This window comes from Nocardioides lijunqiniae, from assembly GCF_015024225.1.
Classification (GTDB): Bacteria; Actinomycetota; Actinomycetes; order Propionibacteriales; family Nocardioidaceae; genus Nocardioides; species Nocardioides lijunqiniae.
The window spans coordinates 54,309-70,405 of the sequence record NZ_JACJGM010000028.1; the positions used below are offsets into that span (position 1 = coordinate 54,309).

Below are 16,097 nucleotides of genomic sequence, written 5' to 3' on the forward strand. Positions count from 1 at the left end.
CACTCAAGGGAGCGCGATGATTCGGGTATCAGGGCTCAGCAAGAGGTACGGCGACCGGGACGTCCTCACCGACGTCTCCTTCGAGGTGGCCGAAGGTGAGATGTTCGGCTTCATCGGCGCGAACGGCGCCGGGAAGAGCACGACGATGCGCGCCATCATGGGCGTGCTCGCACCCACCGCCGGCAGCATCACCTGGCACGGTCAGCCGCTGACCCGCGAGACCAGGCGGCGGTTCGGCTACATGCCCGAGGAGCGCGGGCTCTACCAGAAGATGAAGGTCGCCGAGCAGATCGCCTACTTCGGCCAGGTCTACGGCCTCGACCACCCCGCAGCCGCGCGTGCCACGGACGAGCTCATCGAGCGTCTCGACCTGACCCGGCACCGCGACGACGAGGTGCAGGCGCTGTCGCTGGGCAACCAGCAGCGCGCCCAGCTCGCGGTCGCGCTCGTGCACTCCCCCGAGCTGCTCGTCCTCGACGAGCCGTTCTCCGGGCTCGACCCGACCGGGGTCGACGCCCTCGCCGAGATCCTGCGCGAGCGGCAGCAGCGCGGGACGCCCGTCATCTTCTCCAGCCACCAGCTCGAGCTCGTGGAGCGACTCATCAGCTCGGTCGGCATCATCGTCCAGGGTCGGATGGTCGCGGTGGGCACCGTCGACGAGGTCCGGCAGGCACGCACAGAGCCTCGACTGCGCGTCTCGCTGAGCGGTGCCCGACCCGGCTGGCACACGCGGCTGCCCGGCCGCGTCCACAGCGTCCAGGACCCCGGCACCGCGGTCGTCGCCCCCGACGGCGTGTCCCGCGTCGACATCCTGCAGGCAGCGATGCGCGAGGGCACCGTCGACCACTTCGGCTGGCTCGAGCCCAGCCTCGCCGACGTCTTCCGCGAGGTGGTGGCATGAGCAACACGGTGCTGATCGCCAAGCGCGAGCTGCGCATGCAGCTGCGCTCTCGCGGCTTCCTCATCAGCCTGGTCGCCTCGGCCCTGGTCGTGATCGCCCTCGTCGTGGCGCCGATGGTCATGGACTCCGACGAGGAGTACCGCGTCGACATCGTCGGCGCCGACAGCATCGGACCGCTGCTGGAGCAGGCTGCCGAGGACTCGGGGATCGACGTGTCGGTGCGCACCCAGCCCGACGAGCGAGCGGCCCGCCAGGCGGTCGCCGACGGCGACGCCGACGCCGCGGTGATCGAGGACCGTGAGCTGCTCGCCGAGGGGGACGCCGACGGCGAGCTGACGACGCTGATCCAGCAGGCGCACCAGGCCGCCGGGTTCGAGGCACAGCTGGCCGCCTCCGAGCTGCCGCGGGACGAGGTGCTCGCGACGGTCACCGTCGCGCCCCTGACGATGCAGTCGGTCGGTGACGGCGACGAGCACGACGGGGCCCGTCAGGCGCTGGCGTTCATGATCCTCATCGCGCTGCTGTTCCTGCTCATGTCCACCACGGTCAGCGTGGCCGCAGGCGTGATCGAGGAGAAGGGCAGCCGGATCGTCGAGATCCTCCTGGTCGCCGTCCGGCCCCGGGAGCTGCTGGCGGGCAAGCTGCTCGCCTTCGGGCTGCTCGGGCTCGTCCAGCTGGCGGTCTTCTCGGCGGCGGGGTTCGGCACCGCCTGGGTGGTCGGTCTGACCGACGACCTACCGCCCGGCACCGCCTTCATCGTGGCCGCGACGTTCACCGGCTACGCCTTCGGCTTCCTCTTCTTCGGCGCCATGGCCGCCGCGCTGGCGTCCCTGACCTCGCGCCAGGAGGAGCTCAACAGCACGCTCGGACCGATGACGGCCGCGACGATCTTCAGCTACCTCGGCGCGTTCTTCGCGTTCAACGACCCGGACGCGCTCCTGAGCCGGATCGCCACCATCGTCCCGCCGTTCTCGAGCATGGCGATGCCGGTCCGGCTGGCATCGAGCGACGTAGCCCTGTGGGAGGTCGGCCTGAGCGCCCTCCTGATGATCGCCGCCATCGCCGCCATCCTCGCCCTCGGCGGCCGGATCTACGAGCGCTCGGTGCTTCGCACCGGAGCGAAGGCCCGGCTCTCCGAGGTGCTGGCAGCGCCCGGCGAGTCACCGGACGCGCCCACGAGTCCGCAGCACCCCACCACGAAGGAGAAGGTGTGAGCCTCCATGTGTTCGCCGGACCGACCCTGTCGGCCGCCGATGTCACCGCCCATGCACCGCACGCCGTGCTCCACCCGCCGGTGGCGCACGGCGACCTGCTCTCGCTCGCCCTGGTCCCCGGCGACGTCGTCGTGATCATCGACGGCTACTACCACCAGGCCGCCCCCGTGCGTCACAAGGAGATCCTCCAGCTCATCGACCGGGGGGTCCACGTGGTCGGCTGCGCCAGCATGGGCGCGCTGCGGGCCGCGGAGCTCCACACCTGCGGGATGATCGGTCACGGGGTCGTCTACTCGATGTACCGCAACGAGGAGATCGACGCGGACGACGAGGTCGCGGTGGCGCACCTGCGCACCGACGACTTCAGCGCGATGAACGTCCCCCTCGTCAACGTGCGCTTCGCCCTTCGCGGTGCGGCGGACGCAGGCGTGCTCGACGACCGGGAGCACGCCTCGCTGCTCGAGACGGCGCGGGGCCTGCACTACACCGACCGCTCCTGGCGCAACATCAGGGCCACGCTCACCCGCGACGCGGGAGAGGGCGAGCTCGTCGACAAGGTGGAGCAGTTCCTCCAGGAGCACCCCGAGTGCGCCAACATCAAGCGCGCGGACGCCCTCGCGACCCTGGACCACGTCGTCGAGCTCACCGCGAGCCCCCCGGCGCGGCTCCCGGCGTCGTGGCAGAACGAGCTGATCTTCCGGTGGGTGGTCGAGTTCGAGGGACGTGACGTGGACGGCCGGTGGGTCAGCGACGGCGACGTGCTGCGTCACCGGCAGATCTACGACCCGTCCTTCCCCGACATCTGGGAGGAGCTCGTGGTGGACGCCACCGCGCCCGGGGCGCCGACGCTCGACGCGGACGAGCTGCGCGCGGTCGTGCGGGCCTTCCGGCCGGTGCGCGGCCTCTACGACGTACGCACGTTCCGGCCCGGCCTGGTGGACGACCCGGAGGTCCACGGCGCGATCGCCGAGGCCAAGCGGATGAACGACGACGTGATGTGGCGGCGCAAGGTGCGCCTGGTCGAGCGGCTGTCCACGACGAGGCTCGAGCAGCACCTCCGGGAGCTGTGGGGCCTCTCACCGGTGGACGACGTCACGGAACTCACGACCGCGGCGCAGGACCGCGGGTTCGTCTCGCTGGAGGAGGCGGTCGCCGCCGTGCGGCCCTTCTTCCTGCGGGACGACGCAGACAAGGGCGGCAGGATCCAGGGACGGTGGAGCACATCATGAGCACGACAGGCGTGACGAAGGTCTACACCCACGGCACCCACCGGGTGCGCGATCCTGCAGAGACCTGGGCCATCATGCGCCCCAAGTTCGACCGCTACGGCGTCACCCGGGTCAGCGACATCACCGGACTCGACGTCTTCGCGATCCCGGTCGCCATGGCGGTGCGCCCCCTGGCCTGGACGCTGAGCGTCTCGCAGGGGAAGGGCCAGTCGCTCCAGCTCGCCAAGGTGTCGGCCGTCATGGAGGCGATCGAGCTGTGGCACGCCGAGCAGGCGCCCCCGCCCGTCACCCACCGCGACACGACGGCCGAGGACCTGGGTCTGTCCTACTCGGTGGCGGACCTGGGGGTGGTGGCCAGCCCGTTCCTCGACGACCGCAGCCCGTTGAGCTGGGTGTCCGCGCGCGGGCTGGTGTCCGCCGGCACCACCCAGGTCCCCCTCGACGCGGTGTGCTTCCGCGACCCTGGGGTGCACCAGTGGAGCACCTCCTGGATCCGCGCCAACAGCAACGGCCTCGCCTCCGGGAACTCCACGGAGGAGGCCATCCTGCACGCGCTCTACGAAGTGGTGGAGCGCGACGCGCTGAGTCGCCCCGTGGCCGCGGACATCGCCGCGTCCCCGACGCTGCACCCCGAGTCGATCCGGGACGAGACCTGTCGGACGATGATCGCCAACATCCACGCCGCGGGCGGACGGGTGGCGATCCAGATGCTGCCCAGCGCCTTCGACATCCCCACGTTCAAGTGCATCGTGTGGAGCTGGGACTTCCCGCTGATCTGCTCCGGCTACGGCGCGCACCTCGACCCCGTGGTGGCCCTGTCCCGGGCCCTCACCGAGGCCGCCCAGGGGCGGCTCGCGACGATCGCCGGCAGCCGCGACGACCTCGAGCACTTCCACGACCAGCTGCAGAAGCCCCAGCGCAAGGTCGAGTACATGTCGGCGTTCGGTGAGCCCGACGCCGACTTCGACGAGATCGCACGCAGGCACACCACGACGTTCGACAACACCAGTGACGAGCTCGCGTGGCTCGTCGACGGGGTGCAGCGCGTGCTCGACCGGGAGCCGCTCGTCGTCGACCTGAGCACGGACGCCGACTTCGCGGTGGTGAAGGTGATCGTGCCGGGTGGGCGTCTCGACGTCGGGCGCATCCATCCACGGGCGGAGCGCGCCTCGTAGCCGGGGGCGGGTCCCACCCGTCATCACTAGGATGACCACATGGCAGCCGTGGTGAGCACGAGCGACGGCGCCCGTGGCCTGGCCGAGGAGATCCTCGACCCGACCAGGACGACGCCGATCCTCGCCGTCTCCGTCGCGGTCGGGCGCCCGCAGCCGCTCGTCGACGTCGCGCGTCTGGAGGACGAGGTCGGTCCCGCTGCGTCGGTCCACGTCCTCTCGACCGAGGCCGCCACCTGGGAGCTCAAGCGCCGGCTGCCGCCGGGCCTCGACGTCTTCGGCGACGCCATCCGCATCTGGGGTCCCGGGGTCGGCGTCACCGAGGACGACCGGCACCCGTTGCTGCTGCTGCGCGAGGGCCCCGACCCCGAGGAGCTGGTGACCCAGGTCGCCGACCTGCTGAGGACCGGTGAGCACCGCGAGCACGGCGCGGTCGTCGTCAGCGTCAGCCCCGAGGGCGCCCTGCTGAGGCTGTCCGACGGCACCACCGTCGCGGTTCCGGCGCACGAGGTGACCCGGCACGCCCTGTCGGTGACCCGCGTGCTGCGCCCCGCCCAGCGGGTGCGGGCCCTGGTCCTGACCGACGCCTCGTCGGAGCACCCCGCCACGGGGTCGCTGCTCCCCCTCGAGCCGGACCCGCTGCGGCGCCTCGTCGACGCGTACGGCGTGGGCGCCACGCTCCTCGGCCGGCGGCTCGACCATCCCCGGCAGGACGGACGGATCGAGCTGCTGCCGGGGGTGACCGGCCGTCTGCGGCGCGACGGCAGGGGCGCCCCACCGCGTGGGGCGGTGCCCACCGGCCATCGCGAGGACGACCTGGTCGCGGTCACGATCACGGCCATCGACACCGGCGTGCCCCTCGACGGCATCGACGTGGTCGTCGCCGACGACGACGGGCGGGTCAAGGCCGCCAGCCTCCACCCCGACGGTCCCCCGTGGCTGACGCGGGAGCCGGTGGCCACCGAGCTCCCGCTGCTCGGACTGGCCGACGACGACGCCTGGGGCCCCGGCTCCGTCCACGCGCCGCAGTCCGGCCTCGCCGTCGAGAGCGCGGACGGCAGTGCCGTCGAGCTGCAGGACCTGTCCGAGCTCCTCGAGCGCTCCGCGCGCGCCCACGCGCGCTCCCGCGCCGTCGTGGGCGACCTTGACCGCACGGTCGAGGAGATGCGGGCCACCGCGGCGCAGATGCGCCACGAGCTGGAGCTGGACCTGGTCGACCTGCGCGACCGCGTGCTGCACACCCTCGAGGCCGAGCACGACCACCTGCGCGGCACGCTGCAGGAGGCCCTCAAAGAGGCGCGCGACGAGATCCGCCGGCTGCGAGCGCTGCTGGCCGAGTCGTCGAGCACCCGGCAGGCGCTGGAGGGCCGGGTCGGCGACCTGACGCGCAACGAGGAGCGGCACCGGCAGCAGCTGCGCGCGGCGGAGGCGTCCGCGGACCGGCAGCGCGCCAAGGTGCGAGAGCTGCAGCGCGAGCTCGACTCCTACGTCCCGCCCGCCGACCGGATCAGGGCGGCGGTCCGCGCCAGCTGGCTGCGCAACACGGTCAAGGGCGACCGCGAGCGCTACCCCTGGCGGGAGCCCACGATCGGACCCCAGTTCGTGGCCTCGCTCGACGAGCTCGAGGGGATCGGCTTCGAGCGCGTCGCCGACGTCTGCGCGGAGGTCGTCAGCGGCCGGGCGGCGCAGCGCCACGGGCTGCAGGTGCACGCGCTGCGGCAGACCTCGGGGGGCGGGTCAGGCCAGCGTGTCCGGGAGGACGGAGCCCGGGCCTACCGGGCGAGTCTGCAGGTCCGCAGCGCGGCGGCGCGACGGCTGCACTACTGGGAGCTGCCGGACGGCGGGATCGAGCTGGCCAAGATCGGCTACCACGACGACTTCACCATCTCCTGACGCTCGTCGACCCCCGCCTCGCCTACCCGCCGAGGCCTGCGAGCACCTCGCGCAGCGCGTCGATGACCCGCTGCTGGTCGTCGACGGCGAGCGACGGGTACATCGGCAGCGAGAAGATCTCGTGGGCGACGCGCTCGGTCACCGGCAGCGAGCCCTCGCCGTAGCCCAGGTGCGCGAAGCCCGACATGGTGTGGATCGGCCAGGGGTAGCTGATGTTGAGGCTGATCCCGCGCTCGCCCAGCTGCGCCATGATCGCGTCGCGCTCGGGATGGCGCACGACGTAGAGGTAGTAGACGTGCTCGTTGCCGGGAGCGGTGGCGGGCAGGACCAGGCCGGTGTCGGCCAGCGCGGCGGCGTACCGCTCGGCGACCTGACGACGGGCTCGGACGTAGTCGTCGAGACGCCCGAGCTTGAGGCGGAGGATCGCGGCCTGCACCTCGTCGAGCCGGCTGTTGTGGCCCGGAGTCTCGGTGACGTAGTAGCGGTCCTCCATGCCGTAGTACCGCAGCCGCGAGAGCCGGGCGGCCGTGTCGTCGGAGTCGGTGAGCACGGCGCCGCCGTCGCCGTAGGCGCCCAGCACCTTCGTGGGGTAGAACGAGAACGCCGCCGCATCACCGCTCGATCCGGCGACCACGCCGCCTTGACGCGCGCCGTGCGCCTGGGCGACGTCCTCGACGACGACGAGTCCTCGACGGCGTGCCACGTCCATGACCGCGGACATGTCGACGCACTGGCCGTAGAGGTGGACCGGAACCACGCAGCGGGTCCGCTCCGTGACCGCCTCCTCCAGCCTGGCGGTGTCCATCAGGTAGTGCCGGTCGTCGATGTCGACGAACACCGGGGTGGCGCCGACGGCGTCGATGGCGACGACGGTCGGTGCCGCGGTGTTGGCCACGGTGACCACCTCGTCCCCCGGCCCGACGCCCAGCGCCCGCAGCGCGAGCACGATCGCGTTGGTGCCGTTGTCGACGCTCACGCACCGGCGCACGGCGTGGTAGGCGGCGAACTCCTGCTCGAACGCCTCGACGTTCGGCCCGAGCACCAGCTGCCCCGAGCGGAATACGGCGTCGACCGCGGCGAGGATCTCCTCCCGGTCCTGCTCGTACTCCTCCAGGTATCCCCAGACACGGATGGTCATCGTCGGCTTCCCTCCTGCAGTGGCCGGTCACCGGCCAGCGTCGTCACCGCATCGTGCACGCCCTCGGCGAAGCTGCGGGTGGGACGCCACCCGGACCGCTCGCGGAACGGTCCCGCGTCGACGGCGACGTCCTCGAGGTCGGCGGGCAGCGCGTGCGCCGGCGGGGTCACGGACTCGACCGGCACGGCGGCTCGCCCGGTCACCTCGGCGACGACCGCGGCCACGGTGGCCAGCGCGTCGCGCAGCTCGAGGGTGTCGTCCGGGGCGACGTCCCAGCGGCCGCCACTGAGGGCCTCGGCCGCGCTCAACGACGCGACGAAGGCCTGCGCCGCGTCCTCGACGTGCAGGAAGCTGCGGCGCACGGTGCCGCCGGCCCACACGGTCAGCGGCTCGCCGGAGAGCGCCCGTCGGACCATGGTCGCCACCACCCCCCGACCCGGACGCGAGGGGGCGGCCGGGCTGCAGCCGTAGACCGTCGGCAGCCGCAGCACGACTCCGTCCACCCGTCCTGCCGCCGTGGCCTCGAGCAGGAGGCGCTCCTCCTCGCGCTTGCCCTCCTCGTACGGCGACAGCGCGCCGTCGGCGACGCCCTGATGTCCCACGGTCGAGGCCAGGACGACGCAGACTGGTCGCTCCGCCCGTCGGCACGCCTCGATCAGGTTGACCATCACCTCGGCTCCGTGGCTGGCTCGCCCCACGCCGCGCCACCCGTCGCGCCCGGCCAGGTCGGAGGCCAGGTGAACGACCGCGCCGGCGCCCTCGACGACCCGGCGAAGGTCCGCGGGATCGGCGACGTCGCAGTCGACGACGCCGGCTCCGGGGGCACGGGCGACCGGAAGCGACCCGCCCGGCCGCCGGACGAGCCGCACCTGCCGGTTGAGCGGCTCCGCGCGCGCCGCGACCGCGGTGCCGAGGTAGCCCCCGGCGCCGAGGACCACGAGCGGGCCGGTCACGTCGTGGCCCCCCGGAAGAGCGCGAGCACGCAGGCGAGCAGGCTGCGCGTCTGCACGTTGAGGTAGTGGCTGTGCTGGGCGAGGTCCGCGCACTGCGCGAGCGTCAGCCACCGGAACCCCTCCGGCTCGCTGTCGTCCTTCGCCTGCACGATCAGGTGTCGGTGCGAGGTGTGGAAGAACCGGCCTCCCTCGTCGGAGAGCATCGTGTCGAACAGCACCCGCTCGGCGTCGGCGCCGAGGACCTCGTCCAGCAACGGCGGAGCCTCGCCGGGCAGGTAGTTCGTCGGGTCGCACTGCACGGTGGGCGCCAGCTCCGGCCCGTCGAAGCCACCGGCCTCGGCCCGCAGCTGCACCAGGACGTGCAGCGCCCCGGAGATCGTGGTCACCAGGAAGGCCACCACACCGCCGGCCCCGGCGGAGACCATCGGCTGGTCCCACCGGCGCACCTCGCGTCCGCGAGCGGTCACGTCGACGCCGATGACCGTGAAGTAGCGGCCGCTGCGGTGGGCCAGCCGGTCGGGCCCGAACTCCCAGTCCCCCACGTCGTGCAACGAGCACAGCTCCGTGCCCTGCTCGTGGTCGCTGCGCGCCCGCGTGACCCAGCTCAGGATCTCGAGCGTGGAGTGCGCCGCTCCGAGCCCGGGATCGCACGACTGTCGCAGCGAGTCGCCCAGGGCCAGGCCCATGACGTCGTCCTGCGCGGGTCGGGGCACGGCGAGGGGCAGGCAGGCGAGGACGGAGCGGACCTCCATGTTCACGAGGTCGTCGTGGGTCAGCAGCTCCGCGATCTGGCTCAGCGTCAGCCAGTACCAGCCGGGCTGCACGTCGACGTCGTCGAACACCTCGATCACCATGTTGCGGTTGCGCTTGCGGAAGAACCAGCTGCCCTGCTCGGTGTGGCGCACGTCGGCAAGGACCCGCTGTCGCGAGCGGTCGCCCGGGGAGAGGAAGTAGCCGAGGTAGGGGATGGCCGCTCCCCCGTGCACCCGGGTGAAGTTGCTCCTGGTGGCCTGCACCGTGGGTGAGAGCTGGATGCCGTTGCGGTTGCCGGGCTCGACCTTGTTCTGCATGAGGAAGTGCATCGTGCCGTTGAACTTCTTGGCGATGATGCCCAGGACGCCGACCTCGGACTGCACCACGATCGGCTGGTCCCAGCTCTGGACGGGGTTCGAGGGCATCGTGACGCGCAGGCCCTCCACGCTGAAGAACCGCCCGGTCCGGTGCGTGATGCGGGTGCGCTCCGGCGAGGCGTCCCACTCGGTCAGCTCCGCCAGCGGCTTGATGCTCGCGTGCGTGAAGGTGCGGTCGCGGTCGTGGTCGAGGGCCGCGAGGTAGTCGGCGAGCTCCATGACCGCCGGGCTGGGCGCGGCCAGGCTCTGGGCCACATCCCGGGCCACGTCGACCCGGTCGTCGAGCCAGGGCGTGGAGGGAACCCCGCTGACCGGGCTCACGCGGGCGAGTCCCGGCTGTGGAGGCGGACCAGCGTCGCGAGCAGCGTCGCGACGCCGACGTACAGTGCGAACACCGCCAGGCCTTGCAGTGCGCTCAGCTCGTCCATCAGCACCCGGCTGCCGCCGATCGTCTTGAAGGGCAGGAGCGCGCCGACCCGGTCGGGGACCACGAAGACCAGCAGGGTCTCGAGAGCGAACGACCAGAGCAGGAGCAGGGACACCGCGAGGGCGGTGGAGCGCACGAGCAGCCCGACCGCGACGCCCAGGAGCCCGGCGAGCACGACGGCGGCGATGTCGGAGACGAGCGGTCCGACCGCGTCCGCGTCGATCATGGCCGAGACGGCGACGTCGCCACCGAGTGCGGCCGCCAGGACCACGAGGACGAGGACCGGGACGGCGCAGGCCAGCCCGAGGGCGCCGGCCAGCAGGAACTTGCCACCCATCACCCGCCCCCGCCAGGGGACGAGCCCGGCCGTCACCCGCGCCGTGCCGGTGTCCAGGTCGGCGGTGACGATCAGGACGCCCAGGATCATGACGACGTAGGCGTAGTACTCCATGGGGAGAGAGACCGGCTCGGCCACGATCATGCTGGCGTCCAGCCCGTCCCCGGAGTCGGCCATGACGTAGGCCATCACCGTGACCACGAGGGCGCTGCCGACGAGGGCGACGAGGTTCCCCGAGAGCGACCGGAACTTCAGGAGCTCTGCTCTGACCATGCGCGCGGTACTCACTGCCGGTGCTCCCTTCCACGGATCTCGGACCGGTCCTGGGTGACTGCCTGGTAGACGCCGCTGAGGTCGCGCACCACCGAGAGCTCCAGGACCGAGAGGTCGTGCTCGCGGGCGACGGCGCTCACCGCGGCCAGGCTCATGCCGGACACCTTGAGCTTGTTGCCACGGGCAGGACCGAGGAGCTCGGCCCCACCCGCCTGCAGGAGGTCCCCGAGGCGGGCGGCGTCGTCGCTGCGCACGGACACCCAGCTCTGCTCGTAGCGGCCGACGATCTCGGTCATCGTGCCGGACTCGACGACCTTGCCGTGGGCGATGATCAGCAGGTCGTCGGCGAGGTCCTCCATCTCCTTGAGGAGGTGGCTCGCCACGAAGACGGTGCGCCCGCGCTCGCGCAGCTGCTCGAGCATCTCCTTGAGCCAGGCCATGCCCTCGGGGTCGAGCCCGTTCATCGGCTCGTCCAGCAGCAGGATCTCGGGGTCGCCCAGCAGCGCGGTCGCCAGCGCCAGGCGCTGCATCATGCCCAGCGAGAAGGTCCTGGTCTTCGCGGTTGCGACGCTCTCGAGCCCGACGAGCTCGAGCATCTCGCGGCACTGCGCGGCCGGGACGTCGAGGAGCTCGCCGACCCACCGCAGGTGGTCGTAGGCGGTCCTGCGGGGGTGGGCGCACTGGTTGCTCAGCACCGCACCGATCTTGCGTCCCGGCTCCGGCCAGTCGGCGATGGGGCGACCGTCGACCAGGGCCCGTCCCGACGTGGGCCGGTCGAGTCCCATGATCAGCCGGAACGTCGTCGACTTGCCGGCACCGTTGGGCCCGAGGAAGCCGGTGATCCGACCCGGCTCCACGTCGACCGAGAGGTCGTCCACGACGACCATGCCGCCGTAGGACTTCGTCAGGTGGTCGAGCTGCACGCTCGCTGCCTTCATCGTCTCCCTCTTCATCACCACGGCAGCCTCACGCCGCCGTCGATCGCGCTCACCGCGAGCAGCGCGCCGGCCGCGCCGGTCGCGAAGTCCGTCGACAGGCGCAGGTTGAAGCGCCCCGTCGTCATCGGCAGCCCTCGGAACCCCACGGTGTGCAGGCCCATGCTGCGCGCGTGCGCCACCATGGCGTCCCGGGTGTCGTCGCTGTCACCATCGTCATCGAGCTCCTTGATCAGCAGCATCAGTCCTGCGTGGCCCCAGAGCAGACCCACCTCGTCGACGAACCGCAGCCGAACCGCCTGCCGGACCCGGTCCCGGAACATCACGAGGTCCGGCTCGGTCCGGTGCCGCAGCAGGCGGTGGGCGACGAGCGCCACTCCCCCGCTCCCGTGTCCGAGGAACGGCGCCCGCAGCCACATGTCGCCCTGGGGGACGCCGGTGTCGTCGTCCCAGGCCAGCGTCGCGAGGTCGCGTCGCAGCGCGGCCTCCGCGTGGTCGAGCATGGTCGTGTCGCCGGTGCGCTCGAACTGCCGCAGGAACACCAGGGCCGCGCCACTGTCCCCGTGCGCGATCCCCGGCGCTGCCGGCGAGTCCGCGGGTGTCGCGAGGGCGGTGCTCAGCCGGTCGGTCAGGTCGTCGGCGAGGCCCAGTGCCTCGGCGTCGCCGTCGTCCTCGCCGACCCGCAGCGCGCTGAGGGCGACGCCGGCCAGGCCGTCGACCAGCGAGCGCCCGGTCCACCGGTCGACCATGGCCGCGGCGCGCCGCACGGCGTGGCCGGCTCGGTCGCGGTGACCGAGCGCGCTCAGGGTGAGGGCGACGCCGCTCAGCCCGTCGCCGAGCCCCGGCCGGTCCCAGTCGTGCCGCTCCACGGCGTCGTCGAACCACGCACGGTGGGCGTCGGGGATGGCGGCACCGCAGGCATGGAGCGTCCACAGCACTCCGGCCGCCCCGTGCGCGAAGGTCACCCCGCCTGCGGGGTCGACGAGCTGACGGGGGTCGCCGGGGTAGAGCCGGTCCTCGCGCTCGGGCGACGCAGCGGCGAGGATGCCCTGCACCAGCTGGTCGGCCACGCCGCTCCAGCTCGTGTCCCCGTCCGCCGACTCCGCCGGCGCGGCGCCCGGCCAGGGCGAGTCGGTCAGGTCGTCGAGGGCCGCCAGCGGGACGCTGCCGTCCGCCCCCGGCACGACGCGCGCCACGTCGAGCGAGAGACCGCGCAGGACCCGCTCCTCGAAGTCCTCGGGCACCGGGAAGCTGCTGCGCACCTGGGTGATGAGGTCCAGGATCTTCTGGCCGTGCCAGTTGATCATCCTCACCATGGGCGCGAACAGGTCGAGCGTCATGACCGACATCGCGTAGTGGTCGATCGCGGCACCGCGGAACGTCGGCGGCGCGATGTAGCCGGGCGCCCCCAGCGACTGCGCCCGGTCGGCGTCGATCGGGAACGCCCCCTCCAGGTCGATGAACGCGAGTGACCCGTCCGGCCGCACCAGGATGTTGCTCGGGTGCAGGTCGCCGAACACGATCCCCCGCTCGTGCATCGCCGTCAGACCGGCCGACACCGTCTCGAGGACGTCGAGGACCCAGGCGGCGTACTCGGCGTAGGCCGATGCCTCCGCGCCCGCCCGCAGCAGCGGGTTGCGCTCACGCGCGACGTTGACCAGCGGCTCCCCGTCGACGAGCTCACGGACCAGGAAGTAGTGCTCGTGGCCGATCCGGTAGTCGAGCAGCTCGGGGATCTCGGGCATCTCGGCGAGGGTCTCGTAGGCCCAGCGCTCACGCTCCAGCCGGGCCACGGCGTCGTCGCCGGCGCCGTCCAGACCGGCCAGCGGCCGTGCCTCCTTGAGCAGCACCTCGGTGCCGTCGGCGTCCGTGGCGATGTAGACGCCTCCGCCGTTGGAGAAGTGCAGGGCGCGGACGGGGCGGTAGGGGAAGCCGCTGAGGCGACCCTCGGCACGCTGGGCGACCGCCTGCTCGACCACCTCGGGCAGCGTCACCCACGGCGGCGGGTGGAAGCCCGGGCGGCGCTCGTCGGGCACCAGGCGCCCGTCCGGGTCCTCCACGGCCCACGTGAACACCCCGGTCTCGGTCCTCATCGGGCGCAGGTGGAAGGCGCCGTAGCGCACGTAGAGGGGGCCCTTGCGCCACCGGACGTCGCTGAGGATGGCGGGCCCGGAGCTGCCCTCGAGCAGGGGGTCGAGGTCGTGCAGCACGACCTCGAGCTCCTCGTCCGTGCGGGGGTAGATCGTCACGAACTTCCCGCTGGCGCTGCGGTCGCCGTACTTGCTCGAGCGCAGGAACACGACCTCGTTGCTCTTGAGGAACTTGAACCCGAGGTCGTGCGAGGTGCAGTAGTCCCAGCACGTCTGCAGCGTCGACTCGGCGACCTCGGGGGTCGCGGTGACGTGGACCTTCCAGCCCTGCATCGGCAGCGGCTGCGGCGGCAGGATGTTGACCCACTCCGAGTCGGTCCGTCTGCTCCAGCCGTCGGGTGCCTCGCGGTCGGCCAGGTCGAAGCGCCCGCCGTCGAGGGTCGGGACGTCGAAGAAGAGCTTCTCCGGCGGGCAGTAGCGCAGGTAGGCGATGATCTCCACAGGCATGTCACCTTCGGGTCGTGTCGACGCGTGACGCGTCCTCAAAGAGCGGGTTCGATGTACTGCGCGTACAGCCAGCCCCCCAGCGATCGCTCACCGGACTCCACCTTGGCGGTGCCCTCGGACGTCGCCGGCGCATCCTGCGTCTCGAGCTCGTAGACGAGGTAGGTCGTGGGCAGGTCGACGTCGAGCTCGACCGGCAGGAAGCGCAGGGCCGAGAGCTCCGTCTCCGACGCCGTGTCGGAGGCGACGGTCGCGGAGCCGGTCACCGGGCGGCGCACCATGCCGTTGGTGCGCAGCTCCACCTGCTGCCCGGACTCGATCCGGTCCGTGGGCACCGAGGTCGGCATCACCAGGCGCACGCCGTCGGCGTCCTCGAGGTAGAAGCCGTTCACCGTCTGGGTCACCTGGACCTGGCCCAGCGCCAGGACCAGCGCGCCCGTGGCGAGCACCCCGACGGCGCCGATGCGGACGAGGGAGGCACCGCCGGCGCGTGCGGCGGCGACGAGGTTGCGCAGCCCCTTGACGAGCATCATGGCCAGGGCGCTGAGGGCCGTCAGGACGAGGAGCGCGCCCACGATGCCGGACCCACCCAGGACCCGCGACCACATCGCGAAGGCGACGAAGCCGACGAGGTAGACCGGGAAGACCATGCAGGCCAGGCCGTACGGGACCGCCCACCGCAGGCCGGGGAGCTCGCGCTCGCGTCGCGCGCCGAACAGGGTCACGGACACGGCGTTGCGGGCGTCGGCGATCGCCTTGGCGCGCAGGTTGGGGATGTCGAGGTGCGCCATGAGGGCCAGGTAGCCGTCGAGCTTCACGAACGGGACGAGGTTGACCACGCCCGCGAGGTACATCGAGGCCGCCAGCAGGAGCAGGCAGCTGCGGGCCTCCGGCGCGCCGACGACCAGGGCCGCGAGGGCGCAGAGCCCGGCGCAGGCGAGCTGCGCCACGATCCCCGCGAGGGCGACTCGCACGCGCTGCTTGTTGCGCGGCAGCAGCCACCCCTCGGAGACGTCGCAGAAGAAGGCCGGGACGAGGTAGAACAGCATGAAGCCCATGCGTCGGGGATGGGCGCCGTAGTGCGTCAGCACCGCGCCGTGGGCCACCTCGTGGATGGCGGTGAAGGTGAGCACGCCGAGCAGGAAGATCAGGAACGTGCCTCCCGAGACCGGGTAGCTGAGCGCCTGACGCAGGTCCGCCGCGTGCCAGGCGAGCGCCAGCAGGCCTCCGACGATCACGGCGGCGACGAGCGCCAGCGGGCCCCGTCGGCTGAGCACCTCGGTGAGGGGTGCCAGCCGGGTGAGCATGGCCGAGGGGTTGAAGAGCGAGATCTGCAGCGTCAGCGGCGGCACGAACACGAGTCGCCGGGGCACGGTCGAGGTGCGCGTCGCCGATCGTCCGTCGTCGAGCAGGCGCATGCTCTGGAACTGGCCGAGGAGCTGCTCGAGCGCTGCCTCGTCCCACGGGTCGCCGAGGAGGTCGAGCAGGTCGTCACGGTCGTGCTCGCCCGTCAGCAGCCGTGCTGCCTTGGCGACGTCGGAGCCGACCCGGTAGTACTTCGCGCCCCTGCGCTCGATCACCCATCGGCTCTCGGCATCGCGTGGAGGGTGCACGGACACGCTGGTGGCGAGCTTGGGGCGCATCGGCAGCCCGGCGACGGGCTCGTCCTGCTTCCGAGACATGTGCGCTCCGTTTCATCGAGACAAGCAGCGGGTTGCTGTGCCCGACACGTAGGCCGGACACAGCAACCCGACTGTTCTTACGTGTAGGCAGCGGCGGCGCTAGCACCGATGGCGCTGGTGACAGTGGCCGACGCGACCATTCCGGTCAGGAAGCCGGGGGCGTCCATCGTCTCCAGCTCCTGCATGTCGAGCTCCAGGAAGGATTCCGTGTTCTGCATG

General features: G+C 72.1%; 13 protein-coding genes. 5 read left to right on the forward strand and 8 right to left on the reverse strand.

Annotation, left to right across the window (positions count from 1 at the left end; all coding sequences use genetic code 11):
- Nucleotides 1–16 precede the first annotated feature (16 nt).
- The 5 genes from IRQ30_RS16525 to IRQ30_RS16545 are packed head-to-tail and all read left to right on the forward strand — an operon-like array spanning nucleotide 17 to nucleotide 6,409.
- Complete coding sequence (locus IRQ30_RS16525) at nucleotides 17–901, forward strand: ABC transporter ATP-binding protein (RefSeq protein ID WP_193614085.1); 885 nt, start codon at nucleotides 17–19, stop codon at nucleotides 899–901.
- Nucleotides 898–2,115, forward strand: a complete 1,218-nt coding sequence (locus IRQ30_RS16530) for an ABC transporter permease (RefSeq protein WP_193614086.1) — start codon at nucleotides 898–900, stop codon at nucleotides 2,113–2,115. The genes IRQ30_RS16525 and IRQ30_RS16530 overlap by 4 nt, the downstream gene beginning before the upstream one ends.
- Nucleotides 2,112–3,344: a TfuA-like protein gene (locus IRQ30_RS16535; RefSeq protein WP_193614087.1), complete on the forward strand. Its 1,233-nt coding sequence runs from the start codon at nucleotides 2,112–2,114 to the stop codon at nucleotides 3,342–3,344. Before IRQ30_RS16530 ends, IRQ30_RS16535 begins: the two co-directional genes overlap by 4 nt.
- Entirely contained in the window at nucleotides 3,341–4,519 is a 1,179-nt protein-coding gene (locus tag IRQ30_RS16540; protein ID WP_193614088.1) for a YcaO-like family protein, read from the forward strand. Before IRQ30_RS16535 ends, IRQ30_RS16540 begins: the two co-directional genes overlap by 4 nt.
- 39 nt (nucleotides 4,520–4,558) lie before the next feature.
- The gene (locus tag IRQ30_RS16545; protein ID WP_193614089.1) at nucleotides 4,559–6,409 is read left to right on the forward strand and encodes a hypothetical protein; all 1,851 of its coding nucleotides are present in this window, start codon (nucleotides 4,559–4,561) and stop codon (nucleotides 6,407–6,409) included.
- A gap of 22 nt (nucleotides 6,410–6,431) precedes the next feature.
- On the opposite strand, the gene IRQ30_RS16550 is transcribed toward IRQ30_RS16545, so the two are convergent.
- The 8 genes from IRQ30_RS16550 to IRQ30_RS16585 form a co-directional block, all read right to left on the reverse strand.
- Nucleotides 6,432–7,547 (reverse strand): DegT/DnrJ/EryC1/StrS family aminotransferase, encoded by a 1,116-nt coding sequence (locus IRQ30_RS16550; RefSeq protein WP_193614090.1) that lies wholly within the window; start codon nucleotides 7,545–7,547, stop codon nucleotides 6,432–6,434.
- Nucleotides 7,544–8,500, reverse strand: coding sequence for an NAD-dependent epimerase/dehydratase family protein (locus IRQ30_RS16555; protein ID WP_193614091.1), 957 nt, complete (start codon nucleotides 8,498–8,500; stop codon nucleotides 7,544–7,546). Before IRQ30_RS16555 ends, IRQ30_RS16550 begins: the two co-directional genes overlap by 4 nt.
- Nucleotides 8,497–9,951, reverse strand: coding sequence for an NDP-hexose 2,3-dehydratase family protein (locus IRQ30_RS16560; RefSeq protein WP_193614092.1), 1,455 nt, complete (start codon nucleotides 9,949–9,951; stop codon nucleotides 8,497–8,499). The genes IRQ30_RS16555 and IRQ30_RS16560 overlap by 4 nt, the downstream gene beginning before the upstream one ends.
- Entirely contained in the window at nucleotides 9,948–10,667 is a 720-nt protein-coding gene (locus IRQ30_RS16565) for a hypothetical protein (RefSeq protein WP_193608078.1), read from the reverse strand. The genes IRQ30_RS16560 and IRQ30_RS16565 overlap by 4 nt, the downstream gene beginning before the upstream one ends.
- Before the next feature lie 11 nt (nucleotides 10,668–10,678).
- Entirely contained in the window at nucleotides 10,679–11,605 is a 927-nt protein-coding gene (locus IRQ30_RS16570) for an ABC transporter ATP-binding protein (RefSeq protein WP_193614093.1), read from the reverse strand.
- A gap of 14 nt (nucleotides 11,606–11,619) precedes the next feature.
- A complete protein-coding gene (lanKC, locus tag IRQ30_RS16575) occupies nucleotides 11,620–14,199 on the reverse strand; it encodes a class III lanthionine synthetase LanKC (RefSeq protein WP_193614094.1) in 2,580 nt (859 codons plus the stop codon).
- 35 nt (nucleotides 14,200–14,234) lie between these two features.
- Nucleotides 14,235–15,878 carry a daptide biosynthesis intramembrane metalloprotease gene (gene mpaP, locus IRQ30_RS16580; protein ID WP_193614095.1) on the reverse strand — a complete coding sequence of 548 codons (1,644 nt, stop codon included), beginning with the start codon at nucleotides 15,876–15,878 and terminating at the stop codon, nucleotides 14,235–14,237.
- Nucleotides 15,879–15,955: 77 nt separating this feature from the next.
- On the reverse strand, nucleotides 15,956–16,096 hold the full coding sequence (locus IRQ30_RS16585; RefSeq protein WP_193608074.1) for a hypothetical protein: 141 nt from the start codon (nucleotides 16,094–16,096) through the stop codon (nucleotides 15,956–15,958).
- Between the last annotated feature and the right edge of the window lies 1 nt (nucleotide 16,097).